The sequence below is a fragment of the Caulobacter sp. GW821-FHT10E02 genome (assembly GCF_059415225.1).
Genome location: NZ_JBWKMV010000003.1, coordinates 777,883 through 801,102, shown reverse-complemented (window position 1 = coordinate 801,102; position 23,220 = coordinate 777,883). Strand labels below are relative to the sequence as shown.

Sequence of the window (23,220 nt, the reverse complement as noted above, 5' to 3'; positions counted from 1 at the left end):
ACCCTGGCCGTCCAGGGGCGTAAAGCGCCCTCGTGCCCGATCAGCCTACCTCCCCGCTCGCCACGCGCCTGATCTCGATCGCCGTGGCCAGCGCGCTCCTGATGGAGTTCATCGACTCCACGGCCCTGTCGACCGCCTTGCCGACGCTGTCGCGGGCCTTCGCGGTCGATCCAATCCACCTGAAGCTGGCCCTGACCTCCTACATCCTGGCCTTGGCGGTGTTCACGCCGGCCAGCGGCTGGGCGGCCGAGCGGTTCGGGGCGCGGCGGGTGTTCCTGTCGGCCATGACCGTCTTCCTGCTGGGCTCGGCCCTGTGCGGCCAGTCGCGCAGCCTGGAGGCCCTGGTCGCCTCGCGGATCGTCCAGGGGATCGGCGGGGCGATGATGACGCCGGTGGCGCGACTGATCGTGGTCGGGGCCACGCCCAAGGACAAACTGCTGACCGCCATGGGCTGGTTCACCATGCCCGCCCTGGTCGGCCCGCTGATCGGTCCGCCGATCGCGGGGCTGGTGCTCAGCGTCGCCGACTGGCCGTGGATCTTCTACATCAACCTGCCCGTCGGCCTGCTGGGCGTGATCGCGGTCATGCGCTTCGTGCCCAAGGGCGAGCCCCGGCGCGATCTGGGCCGCTTCGACACTCCCGGCTTCGTGCTGTCGGCCCTGGCGATCAGCGGCCTGGTGGTCGTGGCCGAGACGGCGGGCATCAACCTCCTGCCCCCCTGGGCGCAGATCACCCTGCTGACGCTGTCGGTGGCCTGCTGCTGGATCTATCTGCGCATCGCCAAGCGCACCGGCCGGCCGATCCTGGACCTGACCTTGCTGCGCTACCCGACCTTCCGCGCCAGCCTGGTCGGCGGGACGCTGGTGCGACTGGGCATCGGGGCCAGCCCGTTCCTGATGCCGCTGCTGCTGCAGGTGGCGCTGGGCTGGACACCCTTGAAGGCCAGCTTCGTCACCCTGGCCACCGGCATCGGCGTGCTGGTCGCCCGGCCGTTCGCGGCGGCGGGCTTGAAGCGCTTTGGCTTCCGCACCTCGCTGGCCGTGTTCGTCAGCCTGACGGCGTTGTTCACCGCCGCGCCGGGCTTCTTCGGACCCGCGACGCCGATGGCGCTGATGATGGCGGCCCTGACCCTGGGCGGGTTCTGCCGCTCCAACCAGTTCATCGCCGCCAACACCATCGCCTATGCCGACGTGCCGGAAACCTCGACGGCGGCCGCCTCGACCCTGTCGGCCGTGACGCAGCAGGTCGGCCTGGCGCTGGGTGTCAGTTTCGGCGGCATGATGCTGCACCTGGCGCGCGGCAGCGGCGGGGCGCTGACGCCCGACCGCTTCACCTTCCCGTTCGTGGCCATCGGTCTCGTGACCCTGCTGGCCCTGCCGGTCTACCTGTCGCTGGACAAGGACGCCGGCTCGGCAATCAGCGGCCGGAACCGGGCGGCGGCCTGAAGGCGTCCTCTTCCCGGCGCTTGTGGAAATAGGCCGCCTGCGGGGCGTCCTCGACGCCACGCACCTTGGCGCTGTGCTGGATGGAGTCGATCTCGGCCCGCAGTCGGACCGCCGTATCGAAGTCCTGGGCGGCGACCGCCCCTTCCAGCTGTTCCTTCAGGTCGTCGAGATGGGACATGCGCGCCTCCAGGGGATGGGCTCCCCTGGAGAACGCGCGAACGTCGCTTTTAGCCGCGCGCCGCCGCGATGCGGGCGCGGGCGATCTCGTCGGCGACCAGGTTGGCGGGGCGCTTTTCGCTGATCGACTGGTCGATGACCTCGGCCAGGGTCTGGGCCAGACGGTCCAGCTTGGTCGAGACCCACTGGCCATCGAAGGCCGCGCCGGCTTCCAGGCCCCGGATTTCGGCGGCCACGTTGATGATGCCGCCGCCGTTGATGACGTAGTCCGGGGCGTAGAGGATGCCACGATCGAACACGGTCTGGCCGATCATGGCGTCGGCCAGCTGGTTGTTGGCCCCGCCGGCGATGACCTTGACCTTCAGACGCGGCAGGGTCGCGGCCGAGATCGCGCCGCCCAGGGCGCAAGGGGCGAAGACATCGGCCTCGACGTCGAAGATGGCGTCGGTCGGCACGATCTGGGCGCCGGTCTTGGCGGCCACTTCGTTCAGGGCGGTCTGGTTGACGTCGGCGATGATCAGCTCGGCGCCGGCGGCGTGCAGCTTCTCGGCCAGATAGGCGCCGACATGGCCGACGCCTTGGATGGCGACGCGCACGCCCTTCAGGTCACGGTTCAGCGCGCGCTCGACGCACAGGCGGACGCCGCGGAACACGCCCTCGGCGGTGACCGGCGACGGATCGCCCGAGGCGGCCGCGTGGCCTTCCAGGCCGGCGACGAAGCGGGTGGTCTTGCGGGTGCTTTCCAGGTCCGACGGCGAGACGCCGACGTCCTCGGCGGTCCAGTATTTGCCGCCCAGGCTGTCGACGGCGCGGCCGAAGGCCTCGAACAGTTCCGGCGTCTTCTGGCTGCGGCTGTCGCCGATGATCACGGCCTTGCCGCCGCCCAGATCGAGCTCGGCCATGGCGTTCTTGTACGACATGCCGCGCGACAGGCGCAGGGCGTCGGTGACGGCCGCGTCGGCGCTGGAGTAGTCCCACATGCGGCAACCGCCGGCGGCCGGGCCCCGCGCGGTCGAGTGGATCGCGATAATCGACTTCAGACCAGTTTTTTCATCGAAGAAAGCGTGGACGCCTTCGTGTCCCTCGAAATCGGGGGAATCGAACAAGGTCATGCCGTCGGTCTCGCGTCAGCTAGAATGAACGTGGCGGCGGTTTACGCCCCCTCGCCGCCCCTCACAACCCCGAAGACGGACGTTGCGACGTCTTGTGTTTGGCCGGCTTGGGCGGGTCCAACGCTGTCATCGCCGCCACGCTCCCGGGAATGGCCGGCGCGCCCGACGGCGGCCAGGGTCCGGGCGCGTCGCGCAGGAACGCCTCGGCGTCGCCCCAGACGTGGGAGGCCTGCCGGTCGACCAGCAGCAGGTGGTAGCCGTGGGCATAGTAGGCGGTCTTGGCGCCGGGCTTCAGGCGGCCCACGGCCTCGACCGTCGGCTCGCGCGGGATGATGTGGTCGTTGGCGCCGTAGAACCAGGCGACCGGGACATTGATGCCGCCCGTCGACTTCCACGCCCGCTCCATCAGCCCGACCAGGCCGTAGATGGTGTCGGACCGCGCGCCCCAGATCATCAGCGGGTCGCGGCCCATGGCCCGCAGCTCGTCGATATTGTCCGAGGCCATGACGTTGCGGACCAGCCAGTCCGGCGGCTTGACCACCCACTGGCCCAGCACGTGGGCGCTGACCCACAGGCTCATGCGGTTGGGCAACGGCTGGTTCGACCAGCCCCAGACGGCCGGGGCGAACAGCATCAGCTTGTCGATCGGCGGCGGGTTGTCGGAAGCCATGGCGCTGATGGCGAGGCCGCCGCCCATGCTGATGCCGGCCAGGGCCAGCTTGGCGTTGGGGTGGCGCTCACGCACGGCGGTGATCAGCGCTCTGACATCGTCGAGCACCAGATTGGTCGGCGCCCACACCCCGCGCTCGGGCGAACGGCCAAAGCCGCGGACGTCCAGCGCGTAGGTGGCGATCCCCTTCCCGGCCCACCAGCCGGCGGCGAGGTGGAAGGCGTTCGAGTAGTCGTTCATGCCGTGCAGGCCCACCACGACCCATTCAGGCTCCCCGGCCGGCAGCCAGCGCATCAGGCCCAGCGTCGAGCCGTCGAAGCTGACGAAGCCGTCGTCGGTGATCCGAGGCCCCCGGAAGCCCAGCGGCCCCAGGCCCGGTCCCTGCCGCAGCGGGGCGCAGGCGCTCAGCGTGGCGGCGGACGCGGTCAAGATCAGGGCGCGGCGGTTCATCGGCCCAGAATGTCCGCGACACGCTGTTGAAGGAAGGGCACGACGTCCGCCTCGAACCACGGATTGCGCTTCAGCCAGCCGGTGTTGCGCCACGACGGATGCGGCATCGGCAGGACGTTGGGTCCGAACTCGCGCCAACGGGCGATGGTCTCGGTCATGGTCTTGCTGGTCCGCCCCGGCAGCGCCCAGTCCTGGGCGTAGCTGCCGACCAGCAGGGCCAGCTCGACGTTCGGGAGTTCAGCCAACAACGGCGCCCGCCACATCGCCGCGCAGCGCGGCGGCGGCGGATAGTCCCCGCCCTTCGGATTGGTGCCCGGAAAGCAGAAGGCCATGGCCGCCACGCCGATCTCGGGCCGGCCGTAGAAGGTCTCGCGGTCGATCCCCATCCACTGGCGCAGGCGGTTGCCGGACGCGTCGTTGAACGGCAGGCCGGTCTCGTGGACGATCCTTCCCGGCGCCTGGCCGGCGATCAGGATGCGGGTCTCCTCGCGCACCCGCGTCACGGGCCGAGGGACGTGCGGCAGGTACGGCGCGCACGCCCGGCAGGCGGCGATGTCGGCCAGGATCTCGTCGAGCGGCATGGTCGCCACTTAAGCCCGATGCCCGCGAAAACAAGCGCGGTCAGCGCACCAGCGACAAGACGTCCGCGAGCCGGTAGCCGGCCGTCGCCACCCGCGCATCGGCCACCGACCGCATCCTGGCCATGTAGCCCGGCGGCAGCACCGGGGCCTTGGCCTTGTCCGGCGACCGAGCCAGCGCGCCGCCCTGGTAGGCGACGTCCTTGGCCAAGACCCAGCTCTCGCGCTCCCAGCCCTTCAGCGCGGCGGAAGGATCGGCGACGCGGGCCGGACGCGGATAGGCCCTCTCGACCGTCGCCGCGATCGCCTCGGCGCCGGCCTCGTTGCTGGCGGCCACGCGGTTGGGGGCGCTGTCCCACAGCTCGTGCAGGTCGACCGGCGGCGCGCCCGGCTGGCGGCGGACATAGGCGATGGAGCCGGCCCGATCGCTCTTGGGATAGTCCCACGATAGCCAGTGGCCGGCGTGCAGCGGCTGATGCTGGTCGCCGACGAGGTGCATCAGCCAGCACAAGGCGATGGCCCGCTGGGCGCGGGGCGCCTTCGGGTCGCGGGCGATGGCCAGTTGTTCGGCGAAGGCCTTCTCGGCCTTGCCCGCCGAGAACGGCAGCACGAACCGCGTCGGCGAGGCCAGCTTCAACTGGTAGTGCCAGTCGGGATGGTCGTTGGGGCTGCCGCGCGTGTCGTCGGGCCAGACGGCCATCAGGGCGAACAGTCGCCGCTCCCGCGCCTTGCCGGTCAGGCCGGTCAGGCGCTTCTCGAACCTGGCGTGGTCGGGGTGGCCTTGCATGATCGCGACGATGGCGGCCACCGCCTTCGGGTCACGGACAGAGAGCGTATCGTAGGCGATGTCGCCGACCGCCATGTGGCCCTGGTCGTTCCAGGCCAGGGCCGGCGCGGGCGCCAGCGCGCCCAGGGCCATGGCCGTCGATACGGCCACGGCGATCACGACCTTGCGCATGTGCTCTCCCTTTCAGGAGAGAACACAGGCCCGGCCGCCTCGGGGTCAAGCTTCCGTAGCGTCGTCGCCGGTTTCGTCGTCGGCGACCGTGTCCTCGAAGCTGGTCGGGTCACCCTCGAGGCGCGTGCGGATGCGGTAGACGCCGCGGAATTTCTCGGGGTTCACCGGCTTGTTATGGCGCAGGATCACCACCTTGCCCTCGCGGGCCAGCTCGATGGCGTTGGTGCGCACGTGGCCCAGAATCTGTTGCCAGCGCTCGGGCTGGACTGCCTTGGCGACGTTCATCGGGTCGATCGACTTGCCCTCGGCCAGCGGCGCGAGCAGGGACAGGATCGTGTCTTGGATCGGGGAGGTCATGAGCGCTCCCATGCCACGGATTGTCAGCAGAGGCGAGACCGACGGCTTGCGCGCCAGTCTGCGCCCTTCTAACTGAACAACGATAAGAACAAGTGGAGGGGATCGGCCATGGACGGCGGAAACGACATCTGGAGCGGGCCGCGCCTGGTGGAGACCGGTGAGTGGGCCGGCTGGCGCACCTGGACCGGCATGGACCCGTTCGAGGACCGCGCCGGCCCCTTCTACTTCAAGGAAGAGGAAGACGGCCGCATCACCGCCGCCTTCCGCGCCGAGGCCCACCACATGAACGGCGGCGGCTTCATGCACGGCGGCTGCATGATGACCTTCGCCGACTATTCGCTGTTCGCGATCGGCTGGAAGGCCCTGGCCGACAGTCGCGCCGTGACCGTCAGCCTCAACGGTGAGTTCATCGGCCCGGCTAAGCCCGGCGACCTCGTCACCTCGACGGGCGAGGTGATCAAGGCCGGCGGCTCGCTGCTGTTCATCCGAGGGCTGATCTCGACCGGCACAGGGCCGATGCTGAACTTCTCGGGCGTGGTGAAGAAGATCCGGGCGCGCTAGACGCCGGCTTCGGCCGCTGGCCGCGCGATCATCACCTCGCGCCACGCTGCCAGGTGCTCCAGCTCCTTGGGCGGCCGGAAGCGGATCATGCGCGCGAAGTCGATGGCGGTGATGGCCAGGATGTCGGCCATGGTCACGCGGTCGGCGGCGATGAACGGGCTCTCGGCCAGGCGCTGATCCAGCACCTTCAGCGCCCGCTCGGCCATGCCGAAATGGGCCTGGGCGACTTCCGGGACCTGGGTCTCGATGCCCGCCATGGCCGGATGGGTGTGGCGCACGGCCATCATCAGCGGCGTGGAGACCATCATCTCGACCCGCCGCATCCACATCTCGATGATCGCCGTCTCGCGCGCGTCGCGGCCGAACATGTTGGGCTCGGGATAGACGCTCTCGAGATAGCGGCAGATGGCCACCGACTCGGTGATCGTCGTGGTCTCGTCGATCTCCAGCGCCGGGAGGTGCGGCAAGCCGGCCTTGGCCAGGTAGTCTGGCGTCTTGTGCTGGCCCTCGAAGATCGAGACATCGACGATCTCGATGTCGGCGATCCCCTTCTCCGCCATGAACCAGCGGACCCGCCGGGGATTGGGCGCGCGGCGGCTGTCGTAGAGCTTCAAAAGAAAATCCTCCCGGCTTGTGACCGGGAGGATGATCGTTTTCCGCAGCGGAATGAAAGGCCCTAGAGCCCGAACAGCGCCCTGGGCATCAGTCCGATCAGGGAGCCGGTCAGGCAGGTGGCCAGGAAGCCGGCCATCATCGCCTTCCAGACCAGGCTCAGCACCTCGGCGCGGCGTTGCGGCACCAGGACCGAGAAGCCGGCGACGTTCATGCCGACCGAGCCGATGTTGGCGAAGCCGCAGAGCGCATAGGTCATGATCATGCGGGTGCGCTCGTCCAGCGTGGTCGCGCCGATCTTGGCCATCTGGATGAAGGCGGTGAACTCGGTCAGGATCAGCTTCACGCCCAGCAGGCCGCCGGCGGTACCGGCTTCCTTCCAGGGCACGCCCATCGACCAGGCCAGGGGCGAGAAGATCACGCCCAGGCCGCGCGCGATGCTCAGCGGCTGGCCGCCGACCATCGGCATCGCGCCCAGGACCTTGTCGACCATGGTGGCCAGGGCCACGAAGACGATCAGGGTCGCGCCGACGTTCAGCGCGATCTGCAGGCCGTCAGTGGTGCCCTTCATGACGGCGTCGATCGAGGAGCCGTAGGTTTTGTCCTCGGCGGCGAGATCGAGGTCCCCGCCCTTCTCCATCGGGTCCGACGGCACGATGATGCGGGCCAGCAGCACGCCGGCCGGGGCCGAGATGATCGAGGCGGTCAGCACGTGGGCGGCGGCGTTGGGCAGCACGCCGGCCAGGATGGTGGCGTAGGCGACCATGGTCGAGCCCGAGACGCAGGCCATGCCGACCGTGATCAGCATGAAGAGCTCGGACCGCGACAGCTTGTCGAGATAGGCGCGGATGAAGATCGGGCCTTCGATCTGGCCCATGAAGATGGTGGCGGCGGTGGCCAGGGCCGGCGGGCCGCGCAGGCCCAGCGTCTTCTGGAAGATGAAGCCGAAGCCTTGCGCGGCCCACTTCAGGATCTTCCAGTGCCACAGCAGCGCCGACAGGGCGCAGACCACCAGGATCACCGGCATGACGCGGAAGGCGAAGATGAAGCCCGCGCCCGGATTGCTGACCGGATAGGGCTGGTCGCCGCCGGCCAGGAAGCCGAACACGAAGGCGGTGCCGGCCTGAGTCGAGCTGGCCAGGCCCTCGACGGCGCCGTTGACGCCCTGCAGCAGCTGGCGCGCCTGGGGCAGGCCGAACAGCACCACCACCAGCAGCACTTGCACGACCAGGGCGGCGATCGCCAGAACCCACGGGAATCGCTTGCGATTCTCGGAGACGAGCCAGCAAAGGCCCAAAGTGAGCGCCAGACCCGCCAGGGCCTGAACGTTCTCGGGACGGAACATCAAGACGACAACCTTACAAAGGGGCGACGCCCCCGCGACGCCGATCAAGGGGCGAAGAATGACACCAAGTCAGCCGTCGCACGCAAGCGCCTTGCGTAAGGTTTGGTTAAGGAAGGGGCGGATTGCCTAAGTCAGAGGACGCTTACCTCCCAACCGTGTCATCCCGGAAAGCCCGTAGGGCTTGTCCGGGACCCAGGGGCCGGCGCAACGCGGTCGCCCCTGGGTCCCGGCTCTCCGCTTCGCTACGGCCGGGATGACAAGCTGGAATGTTAGGCCGTGACGTTCGTCCCGGCGCTCACAGTCGAGTTGGTGCTCGACGACGCCGACGACGTCGTCATCGCCGCGTCCAGCTGGGCCAGCAGCTTCTGCATCAGATCCGCCGCCGCCGTGGAGCCCGACATCAGGCTGGCGAAGGTCGAGGACGCGTCCGTGCCGGTCGACTTGCCCTGGTCGAGCATGGCCGCGAACTCGCCGCCGCTCAGCGTGCCGTCGCCGTCCTGGTCGGCGGTCTTGATCAGGTCGGCGGCGCCACTGGTCGCATCCGTACCGCCGCTGCCCGCGGCCGCCAGTTCCTCGGCCGAGACCGTGCCGTCCTTGTTGGTGTCCAGGCTCGCGAACACGCCGCTGGAGCCCGAAGACCCTTCAGCCCCACCGGCTGGCGGCGGGCCGCCATGATGACCGTGGTGGCCTCGCATGGCGTGTGCCGACGACTGGTCGGCGGCGGCCGTGGTGATCGCCGACGAGATCTCGGACGACGACAGGCTGCCGTCGCCGTCGGTGTCCAGGGCCGACATGATGTCCGAGGCCAGCTTGCTGCTCGCGTCCGCCGGCGCGCCGTCCGGAGCCTTGGCGGCCAGGGCCGAGGTCAACTCGCTGGCGGTCATCTTGCCGTCGCCGTCGGCGTCGCCGGCCTTCATCAGCGAGCTGGTCAGGTCGTCGACCGACTGGGTCTTGAGCAGCGACGACAGTGTGTCGCCCTTGAAATGTCCGCCCGGTCCGCCGGCCCCGCGCATGGGCGGCGGGCCCTTCTGGCCGTCCGAGCCCTGCATATTTTGCCCGATGGACTGGAACTCGGTCAGCGAAAGCTGCCCATCGCCGTCGGCGTCCGCCGTCTTGAAGGCCGCCTGCTGCAGCTGGCGAAGTTGGGCGAGACTCGTCGATGAGCCAGCGCTGGTTATGGTCATAGTGCTCACCCTCTGTTGGGAGGCCGCCTGCGTGGGCGAACCTCTCGCCGCGCCGACGCTTCGACGCCTGAGGGATCACGCGAAAAACATTCCAGTTTTCAGCGTGTTGCGGTTAAGAAATGAGGCCTTTTGCGGACATGGTTAACGCTGCACGGGCCGCGTGCAGAGGCTCGCGCGTCAGTTGCCGGTCAGCTCGCGGACCAGGGCGTTGCGGCCATAGACCTTGGTCAGGGCCTCGGTGACCGCGGCCGTCGATACCGAGACGGCCCGGTTGCGGGCGCCGTCGTAGCCATAGGCCCCGCCCAGCGAGTAGAGGTTGCCGTCGAAGGCCACCCCCATGACCTTGCCCTCGGCGTCCAGCACGGGCGAGCCGGAATTGCCGCCGATGATGTCGTTGGAGGTGGCGAAGTCGAACGGGGTGTCCGGGTTCAGCCGGGCCTTGGCCTTCAGCCAGCGCGGCGCGGCGGCATAGGGCGCTGATCCTGTCGCTCGATCGTAGAGGCCGGCGAAGGTGGTCATGGCCGCCACCGGTCCGTCGCGGTCCTGCCAGCCGGCGACCTTCCCGTACGACAGGCGCAGCGAGAACGTCGCGTCGGGATAGTCGCTGTCGCCCAGCAGGGCGAACCGGGCGCGGGCGATCTTCTCGGCGGCGAGGTCCGTGGGGCCCGACACCGTCTTCTCCCAGGCCGAGCGCGCCACGCGGGCGCCGTGGTCGGTGCGCAGGACGAGCTGGATCAGCGGATCGTCGGAGTCCTCGATCGCGTCGATCCCGCCCTTCCACAGCGCCTTGCGGAAGGTCGCGTCACCCACACGGCTGCGGGCCAGCCGGTCGGCGAGGTCAGCGGGGCTGTCTCGCTCCAGCATCACCCGGACCTGCGGCGCGTCGACCGTCAGCAGCTCGCGGGTCTTCAGCAGCCACTGCTCAAGATAGAGCTCCTCGACGCTCGGCTCGTCCGGCAGGGCCTCGCTGATCTTGCGCTCGATCATCGGCAGGCGGGTGTCGACATATTCCGGCAGGCGGTCGGCGTTGGGCTTGTCGCGCTCCTGCGCCGCGCGCACCAGCAGCCGCGCCAGGTAGAAGAGGTCCGAGCCGCCGCCGGCCTGCATCTCCAGCTGCCGCACGGCCGGATAGAGATCGGCCGCCGCCGCTTGCGCCTTGGCGATCTGGTCCCAGGCGTCGCCGACCTGCGCCGCCCACTTGGGATCGGCGGCGACCTTGGCGCGCAGGGCGTCCTCGGCGGCCCGCTTGGAGGCCATGAAGGCCCTGTCGTTCAGCGCCGCCTGCCGCCCCTGCCCGGCCTTGAAGGCGTTCTCGACCCAGGCCACGGCGGGGCCGGCGATGCGGGCGCGATCCGGGCTCTGGGTCGCGAACTGGACGAGGCGGCCGCGCAGCTCGGCGCGTTGCAGCTGGCCGATCGGCAGGGTCTGGTCGCGCTGGGTCTCCAGCTGGGCCAGCGTCATCTGGCGATCGGTCGAGCCCGGGCTGCCGACCACGAAGCTGGCCTCGCCCTCGGCCGGCGCCCGCTCGCGCCACTTCAGGAAGGTCGGCGTCGTCGCGGGTCGGTCGTTCGCGTAGAGCCGGATGAACGCCACGTCGAAGCCGTAGCGGGGGAAGTTGAAATTGTCGGGATCGCCGCCGAACGCCGAGGCCGCGATCTCGGGCGCGAACACCAGGCGCACGTCGGTATAGCGGCGGTACTTGTAGACCTTGTAATCGCCACCCCGGAAGAAGCTGATCGCCTGGCAGCGCAGGGTGGCGTCCTGGCCGCAAGCGGCGACTTCCGCCAGCGCCATGGCCCCGTCGCGAGCGCGGATATAGTCCTCATGGCCCTTGCCCTCGGCGGCGGCGCGGATCTGGTCGGTGACGTCGATGATCGACAGCAGCACCTCGGCCTGCAGGCCGACGCACTTCTGCTCCTCCAGCGGACCGAGCGTCAGAAAGCCGTCGCGGACATAGTCGTGGCCCGAGGTCGACAGCGACTGCACGCACTCGGCGACGCAGTGGTTGTTGGTGACGACCAGCCCCCCGGCGCTGACCACGCCGCCCGAGCAGCCGCTGGACAGCCGCACCGCCGAGGCCTGGGCCGTGTCCAGCCAGGCCTGGTCCAGGGTCACGCCATAGGCCGCCTTGATCCGCGCGACCGGGACCTTGTCGAAGGTCCACATGCCCTCGTCGGCATGCGCCGACGCCGTGGCGGCGAGCGCGACAACCAAGGCCAGGGCGGATTTCAGGACGGTCATGTGAGTCGATTACAACGCACGCAGACGGTCGAACTACCTTTCTCCTGCCCCTGCGACGATTATGTCAGGGCGGAAATTCTCCTTACCCCGATTTAACTTGGCCGCTCGCCGATCGCCGGTCATTCCTGCAACCGTCGGTTTGGGGAGCAGGGTTTCGAATGTCGTTGGCCTTGGCCACTCTTCTCTATGAGTGGCGTCGTTACATGGCGGCCGTGGTCGCCCTCGCCTTCTCGGGCCTCCTCGTCCTGGCGCAGGTCGGCATGTTCGTCGGCATCGGCAAGGGCTTCACCGCCCAGATCGACCGCGCCCGCGCCGACATCATGGTGCTGGGCCCCGGCGCCAAGGCCCTGTTCGGCGGTCCCTCGGGCCTGCCGCGCCGCATGATCCCGCTGGTCTACAGCCATCCCGAGGTCACCCAGGTGGCCCCGCTGGACGGCTCCGGCGGCCGCTTCCAGAACATCCTGACGCCCGAGCAGCAGGCCAAGGAAGAGGCCCGCGCCAAGAAGGCCGGCAAGGGCAAAGGCAAGGGCGGCCCCGCTGGCGGCTCGGCCCGCAAGAGCGAGTTCGTCAACGTCACGGTGATCGACGCGATCCCCGGCTACGTGACCGTGCCCACCGACTACACCCAGTCGATGATCGAGGCCCTGCGCCGCCCCTACGCCGTGGCGGTGGACGAGACGGCCCTCAAGCGCCTGGGCGTCAAGAAGGGCGACAAGGCCCTCTACAACGGCAAGACCATCAACATCGCCGTCGTCACCCGCGGCTATCCCAACATCATCCAGCCGACGCTGGTCATGTCGCGCGACACCCTGCGGATGCTGGGCGAGGCCGACACCGGCCAGCGCGTCGGCCCGCTGATGGTCGAGATCCAGGACCCCGCCCGCGCCGAGATCGTCGCGGCCCAGCTGAACAAGAAGGCCGACGGCAAGTTCCGCGCCTGGACCCGCCAGGAGCTGGCCGACGCCAATTCCGGGGCCATGCTGGACGACCAGATCATCGGCATCATGCTGGGCTTCTCGGCCTTCCTGGGCCTGCTGATCGGCGTGGCCATCACCTGGCAGACCCTGCGCGGCGCGATCATGGCCAACATCAAGGAGTTCGCCTCCCTTCGAGCGCTCGGGGTCTCGATGGGCGACCTGCGCAACATCGTCATGGAGCTCAGCTTCTGGGTCGGCGTCGTCGGCGTGCTGGCGGCGGGCCTGCTGACCTGGCTGGTCAGCCTGCTGGCCGTGGCCGGCGGCGTGCCGATGTACTTCCCGCCGACGCTGGTGATCATCGTCGCCGTCTTCCTGATCGTCATCGCCATGCTCTCCGGCTTCCTGTCGCTGGGCATCCTGAAGAACAGCCAACCGGCGGACCTGCTGCGATGAGCAACGATCACAGCCACAAGCGCGGCGAGTCCGCCCTGGCCGCCAAGGGCCTGGTCAAGCGCTTCAAGACCGGCCGCACCTTCATCGAGGTGCTCAAGGGCGTGGACTTCGACGCCCGCCACGGCGACGTGACCATGGTCATGGGCCCCTCGGGCTCGGGCAAGTCCACCCTGGTGGCCGCCCTCTCGGGCCTGCTGATGCCTGACGAGGGCAAGGTCTCGGCGCTGGAGGCCAAGGACCTGTGGGCCATGCCCAAGGGCAAGATCGACAAGTTCCGCCTCGACCACTGCGGCTTCATCTTCCAGGGCTTCAACCTGTTCCCGGCCCTCACGGCCAAGCAGCAGGTGATGACCATCCTCAAGTACCAGGACGTCAGCCCCGGCGAGGCCTCGCGCCGCGCCCAGGCGGCGCTGGAGTCGGTGGGTCTCGGCCCCCGGGTCAACCAGCGCCCGTCGGAACTGTCGGGCGGCGAGAAGCAGCGCGTGGCCATCGCCCGGGCGCTCGCCAAGAACCCGAACCTGATCTTCGCGGACGAACCGACCTCGGCCCTCGACGGCAAGAGCGGCGAGACCGTGATCAAGCTGCTGCGCGCCGCCGCCACCGAACGCGGCGCGGCGGTGATCTGCGTCACCCACGACCCGCGGCTCGAGGCCTATGCCGACCGCGTCATCCACATCGAAGACGGCCGGATCCTGGACGACGTGCGTAGAACGCCCGACGCCAATCCCGCGTCGCTCAGCCACTGATTTCTGGGGGAATTTGAGAATGCCCGCGTTTCTGCGCCGACCCGCCTTCTGGATCGCCATCGTCGTCGTCGTGCTGCTCGGCGGCGGCTTCTTCTACATGAAGAGCCAGGCGGCCGAGAAGAAGAAGCAGCTCGAGGCCGCCGCCGCCCAGGAAGAGCCTTCCCCCTACGCCGCCATCGCCCAGGGCAAGGCCGACGTCGAGGGCGGCGTGATCCAGGTGGCCGCGCGCCGCCAGGGCATCGTCCGCGAGGTCTTCGTCCAGGAAGGCGACGTCGTGAAGTCCGGCCAGCCGCTGGCCAAACAGGAGGACGACGACGTCCGCCTGGCCTCGCAGACCGCCGCCGCGGCCCTGGCCTCGGCCCGCGCCCAGCTGCAGCTTTTCCAGGTGCAGTTGCGCACGGCCCAGCGTGAATACGCCCGCCTGCAGAACCTCAGCGCCTCGAACTTCGTGGCCGCCCAGCGCCTGGACACGGCCCGCGACCAGATCGCCTCGGCCCAGGCCAATATCGGCGCCCAGCAGGCCGCCATCGGCGTCGCCCAGGCCCAGGTCGCCCAGGCCCAGTACAACCAGGAACTGACGATCATCCGCGCCCCGGCCGACGGCCGCATCGCCCGCCGCCAGGCCAATCCGGGCGCCGGCGCCTCGACCCTGAACGTCACGGCCATGTTCGACCTCGAGCCCAACACCCAGCGCATCGTCCGCGCCGAGATCGTCGAGGCCGACATCCCCAACATCGCCATCGGCCAGGAAGTCGAGATCCAGCCGGAAGGCGATCCGGACAAGACCTTCGTCGGCAAGGTCCTGCGCCGCGCCGCCGTCTTCGGCGCCCGCAAGCTGGCCTCCGACGACCCCAGCCAACGCAGCGACGAACGCGTCGTCGAGGTCGTGGTCAGCGCCGACGGCGCCCCGTTCCTGGTGGGCCAGCGCGTGCTGGTGAAGTTCATGAAGCCGGGCCAGAAGGCCGGCATCAAGCGGGACAAGCCGACCCAGCCGGTGGCGGGTGGGATGACGAAGAAGAAGGCGTAGTAGGCCGCCTCCGGCTCAAATCTCATTGGAACGCCGCGCGTCTCCCGCGCGGCGTTTTCATTTGTGGAGGCGCTCACTCGATCTAATTCGAGATTCGATGGAAATAGCCTCAAGGCGATACGTCTGGGCCCACAAGAATAGGCCAGCCTGCGCTCGTATTTTAGCGGCAACGCGCAAGGCTCTCGCTAAATCGCTCATGCGTTGTTCATCGCCAGGCTTTAGCGCGTCGCGCATTCTAAGGATCAAAATGCTTTGCTCGCTTATCATTAGGGCGGAGACGACATCGTCCTCAAAGGCAAAAAGTCCCGCAAACCTTATTAATCCGAGCGCCATCTCCCCCGTGACCCGACCGTATCTTTCTTCCATCCGTGAGAGCCGCAGACGTCGAGCAAACGCCTCCGCGTAGGCTTCCAAAGCCAGCGCAGGCTCACCCATCATTTGATGGGCAAAGGCGACCCTATCCCAGCACTCAGCTACGTCTCGAACGCGAAGGAGGTTGCTCGGCTCAGCTCTTAGCGATCGCCTTGAAAGTCTTAGCGCCTCCTGGAAACTCCATAGGGCTTCTTCGGCGTTCTGCTGCCAAAGAAAATGCTCTCCCCACGTCACCCAACTGTCGACGGTGCGATCATGAACATCGTTGAACATCATAGGTGCGAGGCTGCCAAAATAAGAACATTATGGCAACATTAATTGGCAACCCTCTCTCTTTGAGAGAGGGAGGGGCCCGCCGCGAAGCGGTGGGAGGGTGAGAGGTTACACTTTCTCCGAACGAAGCTCTGACGAGGGCGCGCCTCTTAGAAGTTCAACGGAACGGTTTGGGCTTCACAGGCCAACGGTGAAACCTCTCACCCTCCCATCGCCTGCGGCGCTGGGCCCCTCCCTCTCTCTAAGAGAGAGGGGTTGAGCGCTCAGCCGCCTATCCGCTCGATCAGCGGCCGCGACTTCAGCGCCTGGATCGCGCGATCTATGGCGTCGAACACAGGCCCGGCGTCCTCCTCGATCTCCGCATAGGCCCGCTCGAACTCCGGGGCCAGCCGGTCCAGCAGCGCCAGCTGTTCCCGCCCCTTCTCCGTGATCTCGACCAGGATCACGCGCTGATCATCCGGATCGGGCCGGCGGGTGACCAGGTCCAGGGTCACCAGCTTGGGCATCTTCTGCTGGATCAGCTGGTGCGAGCGGTTGAGGGCCCGCACGAGGTCGGACACCGACACCGGCCCCTGCGTCGCGATGGCGCTCAATAACGACGCGGACTTGACCGGCAGGACGAGGCCGGCGCGCTTGAACACCTCGGCCGACTGCTGCTCGATCAGGTCGCTGAGTTGTTCGCTCAGGCGGCCCAGGAAGGTGCGGCTCAACTCGGTCATTCGCCCGACAGTCCTTCAGTTCAGGCGACGATAGGTGGCCGTCTGGCCAGACTTCCACACGCGCTCAAGGCCGCGCACAACACCATTCTCGCGCACCAGATGGAACCGGTAATCATCCGTTCCCTGCACCGCGAACAGGTCCTTGCCGATCGGATCCAGGGCCAGCACAAAGCGGTCGCGCCAGTGATAGGCCAGGCCGCTGGCCGTGCGGACGAGGGTCCGGCCCTCATAGGCGCCGGCCGCGTCGTCCAGGTCCTTGGCGCTAGGCGCCTGGCCCGAGAGCACAAACTCGACCGGGACCAGGGCCCATTTGGCGTCCGCGTCGCCCTTCGCCGCCCGGCCTTGCAGCAGGAACTTCTGCGCCGCCAACAGGGCGTCCGAAGCCGGTACGGCGAGATCAGGCGTCACACCGACACCCTCGAAGTCCTTGCCGCCCACCGGATCGCGGATCTGGCCGAACGGCGTCTGCAGCATGAAGCGGTCGTCGATCGGCACGCGGGTGACCGGATGGGCGCCGCCGGCGGTCCGCTCGCCGATCACCGTCGCGCGGCCCAGCCGTTGCAGCGAAAACGCCATCCATTCGGCGGCGGAGAAGGACGTCGAGCCGGTCAGCACCACGACGGGAACAGTCCCCGACCGCTGGCCGGGCACGGCCGCCAGGCTCCATTGGCTGCGCTCAACGCGAACCCCGTTCTCGGTGTAATAGTAGTCGAAGAACTTCTGCTCCTTGCCCGCCGGGTAGAGGTAGCTCATCAGGAACTGCGCCATCTCCAGGACGCCGCCGTTGTTGTAGCGGAGGTCGAAGATCAGCCCCTTGGCGCCTTCGGCGAAGCGCATGGCCCCCGCGGCGATGTCCTGGGCGTATTGCGGATCGGCGAAGAAGTCGAACCGGACATAGGCCAGGCCGCCGTCCAGCCGCCTGGCGTCGCGATAGCCGAAATTGGCCGCCCGCTCGCTGTCGCGTTGGGCCTGGGTCGTCGCCTCGCCCGTGGCTTTCGCCCGGCGGTTGGCGGCGACTTCCTCGGGATCGAAAGCCACCGAGAAGTGCAGATCGTTGCTCGCCTTGACCAGGCCTTGCGCCAGGCTGGCCGCGAACGGCTCGCCGTCGATCGGCGCGGCCTGGACCCGCTTGTCCAGCTCGGCGGCGATGGCGGGGATGCGGTCCGGAAAGACGTAGTTCTGCTTCAGCGCCGCCTTGAGGTGGGAGACGACCTCCCGCTGCGCCTGGGCGTCGAGGGTGTCGGCCAAGGCCGACGCGGGAGCCAGGGTGGCGAGGGCCAACAGCGGAACAAGAAGGCGAGCGAGCATCATCGATCCATTTTTGCAATATATTGCACAATATGTTGTATATCGTTTTCACGTCAAGCTCTGCGCGCGCATCACGGGGATTGGCGCGGCTAGATGCTCGGAATTCGCGATCTCGAACCCAGCGAAATCAACCGCTTGCCGATTTTACGTGGCCTTGAATGATCCGCGCTCAGATCCGCCCTCATACTGACTGCACCTGATGGTTTGGAAGGGACGTCCGGCCGGCGATCGTGACGGCTGTCAGGGGTGGTCGAGCGGGAAGCGCTCGCCGGGTCTCTTCGGAGACTCGCCTTCGCGACGGATCCAGCGGCGGGTTCCCTGAAACATGGGACGAAGCCCTGGCGGCGAGGGTTCGGCGAACGCAGCAGGCTCGGGCTGAAATCGCTCGAGCATTCCGGGACTGGGGTCGTCGCCCTGGCCCGCCCGTCGGAGGCCCAAACGTCGTGAGCGGGTTAAGACCCCGCGCTCTCGAAGGCTTCCGGATAACGGACTACGCGGAGCGCTAAGGCTTCGTCGAAACGGTATTCACTACTTACACTCCGGGCGTCGCCCGAGCGCTCCGCTTCCCTTCCATGCCTTCAGCGGATTTGGCCGCGTGAAGTCGAGAGCGCGCGCCCTTGACGCCCCCTCTCCCGCGCCGCACAACACGGCCAAACCAAACACGCGTTTGAGGGAGACTTCGGCATGGCGGACATCCGCTTCGACGGCAAGGTGGCGATCGTGACGGGCGCCGGTGGCGGCCTTGGCCGACAGCACGCGCTGGAACTGGCCCGTCGCGGCGCCAAGGTCGTGGTCAACGACCTGGGCGGCAGCGTCGACGGCTCGGGCGGCTCGTCCGAAGCGGCCCAGAAGGTCGTGGCCGAGATCGAGGCCTTCGGCGGCGAAGCCATCGCCCACGGCGCCTCGGTGACCGACGACGCCGGCGTCGCCAACATGGTCCAGACGGCCATGGAAAAGTGGGGCCGCATCGACATCCTGGTCGCCAACGCCGGCATCCTGCGCGACAAGACCCTGACCAAGATGGAGCTGGCCGACTTCGAGCTGGTCATGCAGGTGCACGTGTTCGGCACCTTCAAGCCGATCAAGGCGGTCTGGGACATCATGAAGGCCCAGAACTACGGCCGCATCGTCGTGACGACCTCTTCGTCGGGCATGTACGGCAACTTCGGCCAGAGCAACTACGGCGCGGCGAAGATGGCCGTGCTGGGCCTGATGAACACCCTCAAGCTCGAGGGCGCCAAGAACGACGTGAAGATCAACGCCATCAGCCCGGTCGCGGCCACCCGCATGACCGAGGGCCTGATGCCGCCGGAAGTGCTGGCCAAGCTGGCCCCGGAATATGTCACGCCGGGCGTCGTCTACCTGTGCTCGGACGAGGCCCCGACCGGCGCGATCCTGACCGCCGGCGCCGGCGCCTTCGCCCTGTCGCGCATCTACGAGACCGAGGGCGTCTATCTGGGCGAGGACGGCCTGTCGGCCGAAGAGGTCCGCGACAGCTGGGACAAGATCACCGCCGAGGACGGCCAGAAGGCCTACTTCAACGGCGGCGAGCAAGGTCAGAAGTTCTTCCGCAAGATGGCGGGCGGCTGACCTTAGGTAATGGGCCAGACTTCGGCCCATTTTGACAGAACAACGATTGATGCGGGGCCTCTACGGCCCCGCTTCTTTAACAAAACCGACAAAATTGCTGTTTTGGACAATTTATAGCAACGCTATTTGAGCAGATACGTTAAAGGCGGCGCTCCTCGGGCGCCGCAAGGTGCTCGCGAGCCTCTTCCTCCCCAAGAAGGTCGCAAGTCATCATGTCTCTCTCGCGTACCAGCCTCGCCGCCGGCGTCGCTCTGCTGGCGCTCGCCGCCGCTTCCCAGGCCTCCGCTTCGGCCTTCTATCTGCAGGAACAATCGGTGCGCGGCACCGGCCGCGCCTATTCGGGCGAAGTCGCCGACAAGGGCGTCGGCAGCCTGTGGTGGAACCCGGCCTCGATCGCCGGCATCGACCGCAACGAAGGCTATATCGGCCTGAACATGATCCAGGTGGATTCGAAGGTCACCAACAACGGTTCGACCATCACCCGCCCGGTCCCGCCGGCCGGCCTGACCACCCCGGTGGGCGGCGACAACACCGCCTTCGACCCGATCAATGACGGCATCGTGCCGAACGCGGGCGCCGCGTTCCGCATCAACGACAAGCTGGCCTTCGGCATCTCGGTCGCCGCGCCGTACAACTTCACCACAGAGTACAACACCAACAGCTGGACGCGTTACGACGCCCTGAAGTCGCAGCTGCGCACGGTCAATGTCGACGGCGTCGTCGCCTATCGCGTCAACGACATGATCGACCTGGGCGTGGGCGTCACGGCGCTCTACGCCGACGCCAAGCTGACCAACGCCCTGCCGAACATCTCGCCGCTGCAGCCCGATGGCAGCCAAGCCCTGAAGGGCAACGGCTGGGCCTATGGCTACACGGTCGGCGCTCAGATCCATCCGAGCAAGGCCCTGACCATCGGCGCCAGCTATCGTTCGAAGATCGACCAGAAGCTGGACGGCACCGTGACCGTCGCCGGCCTGCTGGCCCCGATCCCGGCCGCCAACAACTTCTCGGTCGACGGCCAGGCCAAGATCACCCTGCCCTGGATCGCCAATGTCGGCGCCCGCTGGGCGGTGAACGACCAGTGGACCCTGAACGCCTCGGTCAGCCGCGTGGGCTGGAAAGAGTTCGACGCCATCCGCGTCAGCTTCCCGGGCGGCGCCTCGACCAGCGCCCAGGACTACAAGAACGTCACCACCTACGCCGCCGGCGTCGACTACCAGGCCTCGCCGCGCCTGACCCTGCGGGCCGGCGTCCAGTACGACCCGACCCCGACGCCGGACGTCGGCCGCACCGCCCGCGTGCCGGACGGCGACCGCATGATGTACGCCACCGGCGCCACCTGGGCCGCGACCGACAACATCAAGCTGGACGCCGCGATCAGCTACATCAGCTTCAAGGATAGCCAGATCAACCGCACCGACGTGACCGCGACCAGCTCGACCGTCCGCCTCAACGGCGACGTGACCGGCTCGGCCGTCGTGATCTCGACGGGCGCCCGCTTCAGCTTCTAAGGCTGACGCAGCGTTGAAATGAGAAGCCCGCCCGGAGCGATCCGGGCGGGCTTTTTCGTTACGGTTGAACGGTTTGCCAGAGGGTCTTGGCCGCCGCGACGAACACTTCCGCCGCCTGGCCCTTGGGCTCGGAGATCACCGCCGGGACGCCCTGGTCGCCGCCGATGCGGACGGCGATCTCGATCGGCACGCGGCCTAGGAGCGGCACGCCCAGGCGCTCGGCCTCGGCCACGCCGCCGCCCTCGCCGAAGATCGGGATCGGGGCGCCGGTCGAGGGATCGGGGAAGAAGGCCATGTTCTCGATCAGGCCCAGGATCGGGGTGGCGGTCTTCTGGAACATCGAGGCCGCGCGGCGGGCGTCGATCAGGGCGATCTCCTGCGGCGTCGTCACCAGCACCGCCCCGTCGATCCGAAGCTTCTGCACGAGCGTCAGCTGCACGTCGCCGGTGCCCGGCGGCAGGTCGACGACCAGCACGTCCAGCGGCGCGGCTTCCGAGCCCCAGGCCACGTCGTGGATCATCTGGCGGACGGCCGACGAGGCCATCGGCCCGCGCCAGATCATCGCCTTGCCCTCGTCGACGATGAAGCCGATCGACATCAGCTTGACGCCATGGGCCTCCAGCGGCTGCAGCTTCTCGTTCTCGAACGAGGGATCGCCATCGACGCCCATCATCTTGGGGGCTGAGGGGCCGTAGATGTCGGCGTCCAGCAGGCCCACGCGGAGCCCCATTTTCGCGAACGCCACCGCCAGATTGGTCGAGACGGTGGACTTGCCCACCCCGCCCTTGCCCGAGGCCACGGCGATGACGTGGCGGACGTGGGCGGGCTTCTCGGCTTCCGGCGGCGGGACCACGCGAGCTTGCGGATCTTCGCTGATCTTTGCGCCCTTGCGGACCCGGGTCGCGCCCTCGGCGGCCTGGGCGGTCAGCACGACCTGGGCCTGCTCGACGCCCGGCAGAGCGGCCAGGGCCTTCTCGGCGGCGTCGCGGATCGGGGCGTAGGCGGCGGCCTGGCTGGCCGGCACTTCCAGCATGAAGCCGGCGCGGCCGTTGCGGACGACGAGGCCCTGCACCAGGCCGGCGGCGACCAGCCCCTGCCCGCTCGCCGGGTCGGCGATACGGTCCAGCGCCACGCGGGCGTCGTCGAGGGTAGCGGTCACGGGCAGGCCTCCAGTCAGGAGGGCCTCATATCCGCGCGACCGCCCGGTTTTACAAGTCCGTCAGAGCCCTAGCGCTCGACCACCTTGCGCTGCATCGGGGCCAGCTTGGCCAGCAGCTTGCCCTGGACGGCGAACGGCACGCCCTCCTTGTCCATCGCCCACTGCAGGTTCTCGACCAGCGCGTTGAAGTCGCGATTGGTGACGCCCATGTCCTTGTGGACGGCGGCCATGTCGCGGCCGGTATAGACGCAGCCGCCACCCAGCACGTAGCAGAACTGCTCGGCCAGGGTCCGCTTCAGGCGCGGCACGTCGGTGGTGGCGAAGATGTCCTTGATGCGTGGATCGGCGATGCTGCGGTCAACCAGGTCGGCGGCGATGCGGATCAGCCCCTCCTTGCCGTGGAAGGCCTGGAAGGTCGCCGGATCGGCCAGCGGCGTCGCGGCGGCGTTGGCCGGCGACTGCGTATAGGGATCGACCGGCTTCTCACCCGGAGGAACCGTGTCCTGGGCGAAGGCCGAGCCGGCCAGGGTGAAAGCGGCGAGAGCCGCGAAGACGAAGGTCTTTCTCATCGGCGCGTTCCCCTTAGAAGCCGGCTTGCAGCGAGAGATAGACCCCGCGCTGGTTCTTGAACGTGGCGATGTCGCCGAGGTCGACATAGGCGGCGGTGACCGACAGGTGCTTGTTGACGGCATAGGCCGCGAACAGGTCCATCCAGTCGTCTTCCTTGGCGAAGGCCAGGTTGCTGGGCTTGGTGCGGTACTCGGCCCCGACCACCAGGCGCTTGCTGAGCAGATAGCCGGCCGAGCCCTCGAACTGGGGCTTGTAGCCGCCGTTGACGCCGCCGAAGCCCAAAAGGCCCGTCTGGTTGGCCTTGGTCATCCGCACCGTGCCGTTCAGCACCAGCGACTGGTTCAGCAGCACCTTGGTGGCGGCCACGTACCAATCGACGCCCTTGTCGTCCTTGGCGCCGACGGCGCGGACGATGGCGTCTTGGTTGTTGTCCTTGTACTGCGCCCCGACACTGACCTGCGGGACCCAAGTATCCTGAGTGTAGACCGCGTCGCCCAGGACGCGGACCTTGGCGCCCAGCACCGTCTGCTTGAAGGTGAAACCCTTGCCGAGGCCCAGCTTGGCGCCGGTCGCGCCGGTGTCGAACTCCTGGCGCGTGGCCGACAGCTCGAGGCGGTCGTGCCAGCCGACGGCGCCGCCGAAGGCGCGCAGCTTGTAGTCCTTGACGTCGACATAGGTCCCGTGGACCTCGCCGCCGACACCGTGGTCGGTCTCGTCGCCGGCGATCACCGCCCAGGTCGACAGGCCCCCGCCCGCGCCGCCTTCCAGGGCGCTGACGCCGTGGGTCAGTTTCAGCTTGCCGCCGGTCTCGATCTCGCCGGCCGCGGCGGTCGACGCCAGGCCGCAGGCCAGCGCGGCCGTGGCCAGTATTCCAAGTCGCTTCAT

The 23,220-nt window shown here is 68.2% G+C and carries 24 protein-coding genes; 7 read left to right on the top strand and 17 right to left on the bottom strand.

Going from position 1 to position 23,220, the window contains the following annotated elements; translation table 11 throughout:
• Positions 1-32: 32 nt before the first annotated feature.
• Positions 33-1,445 (top strand): MFS transporter, encoded by a 1,413-nt coding sequence (locus AC07NI_RS18965; protein ID WP_494621921.1) that lies wholly within the window; start codon positions 33-35, stop codon positions 1,443-1,445.
• Here AC07NI_RS18965 and AC07NI_RS18960 read toward each other — a convergent pair.
• From AC07NI_RS18960 to AC07NI_RS18935, 6 genes are all read right to left on the bottom strand, one after another.
• Entirely contained in the window at positions 1,417-1,623 is a 207-nt protein-coding gene (locus AC07NI_RS18960) for a UvrB/UvrC motif-containing protein (protein WP_494621920.1), read from the bottom strand. The two genes, AC07NI_RS18965 and AC07NI_RS18960, sit on opposite strands and share 29 nt — an antisense overlap.
• 49 nt (positions 1,624-1,672) lie before the next feature.
• Positions 1,673-2,734 (bottom strand): Leu/Phe/Val dehydrogenase, encoded by a 1,062-nt coding sequence (locus AC07NI_RS18955; RefSeq protein WP_494621918.1) that lies wholly within the window; start codon positions 2,732-2,734, stop codon positions 1,673-1,675.
• A 61-nt stretch (positions 2,735-2,795) separates the two neighbouring features.
• On the bottom strand, positions 2,796-3,854 hold the full coding sequence (locus AC07NI_RS18950) for an alpha/beta hydrolase (protein ID WP_494621916.1): 1,059 nt from the start codon (positions 3,852-3,854) through the stop codon (positions 2,796-2,798).
• Positions 3,851-4,435: a uracil-DNA glycosylase family protein gene (locus tag AC07NI_RS18945; RefSeq protein WP_494621914.1), complete on the bottom strand. Its 585-nt coding sequence runs from the start codon at positions 4,433-4,435 to the stop codon at positions 3,851-3,853. Before AC07NI_RS18945 ends, AC07NI_RS18950 begins: the two co-directional genes overlap by 4 nt.
• A 40-nt stretch (positions 4,436-4,475) precedes the next feature.
• Positions 4,476-5,390 carry a S1/P1 nuclease gene (locus AC07NI_RS18940; RefSeq protein ID WP_494621912.1) on the bottom strand — a complete coding sequence of 305 codons (915 nt, stop codon included), beginning with the start codon at positions 5,388-5,390 and terminating at the stop codon, positions 4,476-4,478.
• Between the two features lie 45 nt (positions 5,391-5,435).
• A complete protein-coding gene (locus tag AC07NI_RS18935) occupies positions 5,436-5,747 on the bottom strand; it encodes a DUF3253 domain-containing protein (protein WP_494621911.1) in 312 nt (103 codons plus the stop codon).
• 108 nt (positions 5,748-5,855) lie between these two features.
• Between AC07NI_RS18935 and AC07NI_RS18930 the strand changes: the two genes are divergently transcribed.
• The gene (locus AC07NI_RS18930; RefSeq protein ID WP_494621909.1) at positions 5,856-6,308 is read left to right on the top strand and encodes a PaaI family thioesterase; all 453 of its coding nucleotides are present in this window, start codon (positions 5,856-5,858) and stop codon (positions 6,306-6,308) included.
• Here AC07NI_RS18930 and AC07NI_RS18925 read toward each other — a convergent pair.
• From AC07NI_RS18925 to AC07NI_RS18905, 5 genes are all read right to left on the bottom strand, one after another.
• The gene (locus AC07NI_RS18925; protein ID WP_494621907.1) at positions 6,305-6,922 is read right to left on the bottom strand and encodes a glutathione S-transferase family protein; all 618 of its coding nucleotides are present in this window, start codon (positions 6,920-6,922) and stop codon (positions 6,305-6,307) included. The two genes, AC07NI_RS18930 and AC07NI_RS18925, sit on opposite strands and share 4 nt — an antisense overlap.
• Positions 6,923-6,984: 62 nt before the next feature.
• The gene (locus AC07NI_RS18920) at positions 6,985-8,265 is read right to left on the bottom strand and encodes a NupC/NupG family nucleoside CNT transporter (RefSeq protein ID WP_494621905.1); all 1,281 of its coding nucleotides are present in this window, start codon (positions 8,263-8,265) and stop codon (positions 6,985-6,987) included.
• 142 nt (positions 8,266-8,407) lie between these two features.
• Positions 8,408-8,533 carry a hypothetical protein gene (locus AC07NI_RS18915; protein WP_494622275.1) on the bottom strand — a complete coding sequence of 42 codons (126 nt, stop codon included), beginning with the start codon at positions 8,531-8,533 and terminating at the stop codon, positions 8,408-8,410.
• A 1-nt stretch (position 8,534) separates the two neighbouring features.
• The gene (locus AC07NI_RS18910; RefSeq protein WP_494621903.1) at positions 8,535-9,449 is read right to left on the bottom strand and encodes an EF-hand domain-containing protein; all 915 of its coding nucleotides are present in this window, start codon (positions 9,447-9,449) and stop codon (positions 8,535-8,537) included.
• A 177-nt stretch (positions 9,450-9,626) separates the two neighbouring features.
• The gene (locus tag AC07NI_RS18905; protein ID WP_494621901.1) at positions 9,627-11,690 is read right to left on the bottom strand and encodes a S46 family peptidase; all 2,064 of its coding nucleotides are present in this window, start codon (positions 11,688-11,690) and stop codon (positions 9,627-9,629) included.
• Between the two features lie 158 nt (positions 11,691-11,848).
• On the opposite strand from AC07NI_RS18905, the gene AC07NI_RS18900 reads away from it, so the two are divergent.
• From AC07NI_RS18900 to AC07NI_RS18890, 3 genes are read left to right on the top strand one after another with little or no spacing between them, the layout of a single operon-like run.
• On the top strand, positions 11,849-13,060 hold the full coding sequence (locus tag AC07NI_RS18900; RefSeq protein ID WP_494621899.1) for an ABC transporter permease: 1,212 nt from the start codon (positions 11,849-11,851) through the stop codon (positions 13,058-13,060).
• Positions 13,057-13,806, top strand: coding sequence for an ABC transporter ATP-binding protein (locus AC07NI_RS18895; RefSeq protein ID WP_494621897.1), 750 nt, complete (start codon positions 13,057-13,059; stop codon positions 13,804-13,806). Before AC07NI_RS18900 ends, AC07NI_RS18895 begins: the two co-directional genes overlap by 4 nt.
• A 19-nt stretch (positions 13,807-13,825) precedes the next feature.
• Complete coding sequence (locus AC07NI_RS18890) at positions 13,826-14,833, top strand: HlyD family secretion protein (protein ID WP_494621895.1); 1,008 nt, start codon at positions 13,826-13,828, stop codon at positions 14,831-14,833.
• Between the two features lie 57 nt (positions 14,834-14,890).
• Here the strand turns inward: AC07NI_RS18890 and AC07NI_RS18885 are convergent, their stop codons facing one another.
• From AC07NI_RS18885 to AC07NI_RS18875, 3 genes are all read right to left on the bottom strand, one after another.
• On the bottom strand, positions 14,891-15,481 hold the full coding sequence (locus tag AC07NI_RS18885; protein WP_494621893.1) for a hypothetical protein: 591 nt from the start codon (positions 15,479-15,481) through the stop codon (positions 14,891-14,893).
• 260 nt (positions 15,482-15,741) lie between these two features.
• Positions 15,742-16,197 carry a MarR family winged helix-turn-helix transcriptional regulator gene (locus AC07NI_RS18880; protein WP_494621891.1) on the bottom strand — a complete coding sequence of 152 codons (456 nt, stop codon included), beginning with the start codon at positions 16,195-16,197 and terminating at the stop codon, positions 15,742-15,744.
• A gap of 15 nt (positions 16,198-16,212) precedes the next feature.
• Complete coding sequence (locus AC07NI_RS18875) at positions 16,213-17,508, bottom strand: S41 family peptidase (protein WP_494621889.1); 1,296 nt, start codon at positions 17,506-17,508, stop codon at positions 16,213-16,215.
• A 681-nt stretch (positions 17,509-18,189) separates the two neighbouring features.
• Here AC07NI_RS18875 and AC07NI_RS18870 point away from each other — a divergent pair.
• Together AC07NI_RS18870 and AC07NI_RS18865 are read left to right on the top strand one after the other, a co-directional pair.
• A complete protein-coding gene (locus AC07NI_RS18870) occupies positions 18,190-19,095 on the top strand; it encodes an SDR family NAD(P)-dependent oxidoreductase (RefSeq protein WP_494621887.1) in 906 nt (301 codons plus the stop codon).
• A 212-nt stretch (positions 19,096-19,307) separates the two neighbouring features.
• A complete protein-coding gene (locus AC07NI_RS18865; protein WP_494621885.1) occupies positions 19,308-20,606 on the top strand; it encodes an outer membrane protein transport protein in 1,299 nt (432 codons plus the stop codon).
• Between the two features lie 58 nt (positions 20,607-20,664).
• Here AC07NI_RS18865 and AC07NI_RS18860 read toward each other — a convergent pair whose 3' ends face one another.
• From AC07NI_RS18860 to AC07NI_RS18850, 3 genes are all read right to left on the bottom strand, one after another.
• Positions 20,665-21,765, bottom strand: a complete 1,101-nt coding sequence (locus tag AC07NI_RS18860) for an Mrp/NBP35 family ATP-binding protein (RefSeq protein ID WP_494621883.1) — start codon at positions 21,763-21,765, stop codon at positions 20,665-20,667.
• A gap of 68 nt (positions 21,766-21,833) precedes the next feature.
• Positions 21,834-22,334 (bottom strand): group I truncated hemoglobin, encoded by a 501-nt coding sequence (locus tag AC07NI_RS18855; protein WP_494621881.1) that lies wholly within the window; start codon positions 22,332-22,334, stop codon positions 21,834-21,836.
• A gap of 13 nt (positions 22,335-22,347) precedes the next feature.
• Positions 22,348-23,220 (bottom strand): DUF3034 family protein, encoded by an 873-nt coding sequence (locus AC07NI_RS18850; RefSeq protein WP_494621879.1) that lies wholly within the window; start codon positions 23,218-23,220, stop codon positions 22,348-22,350.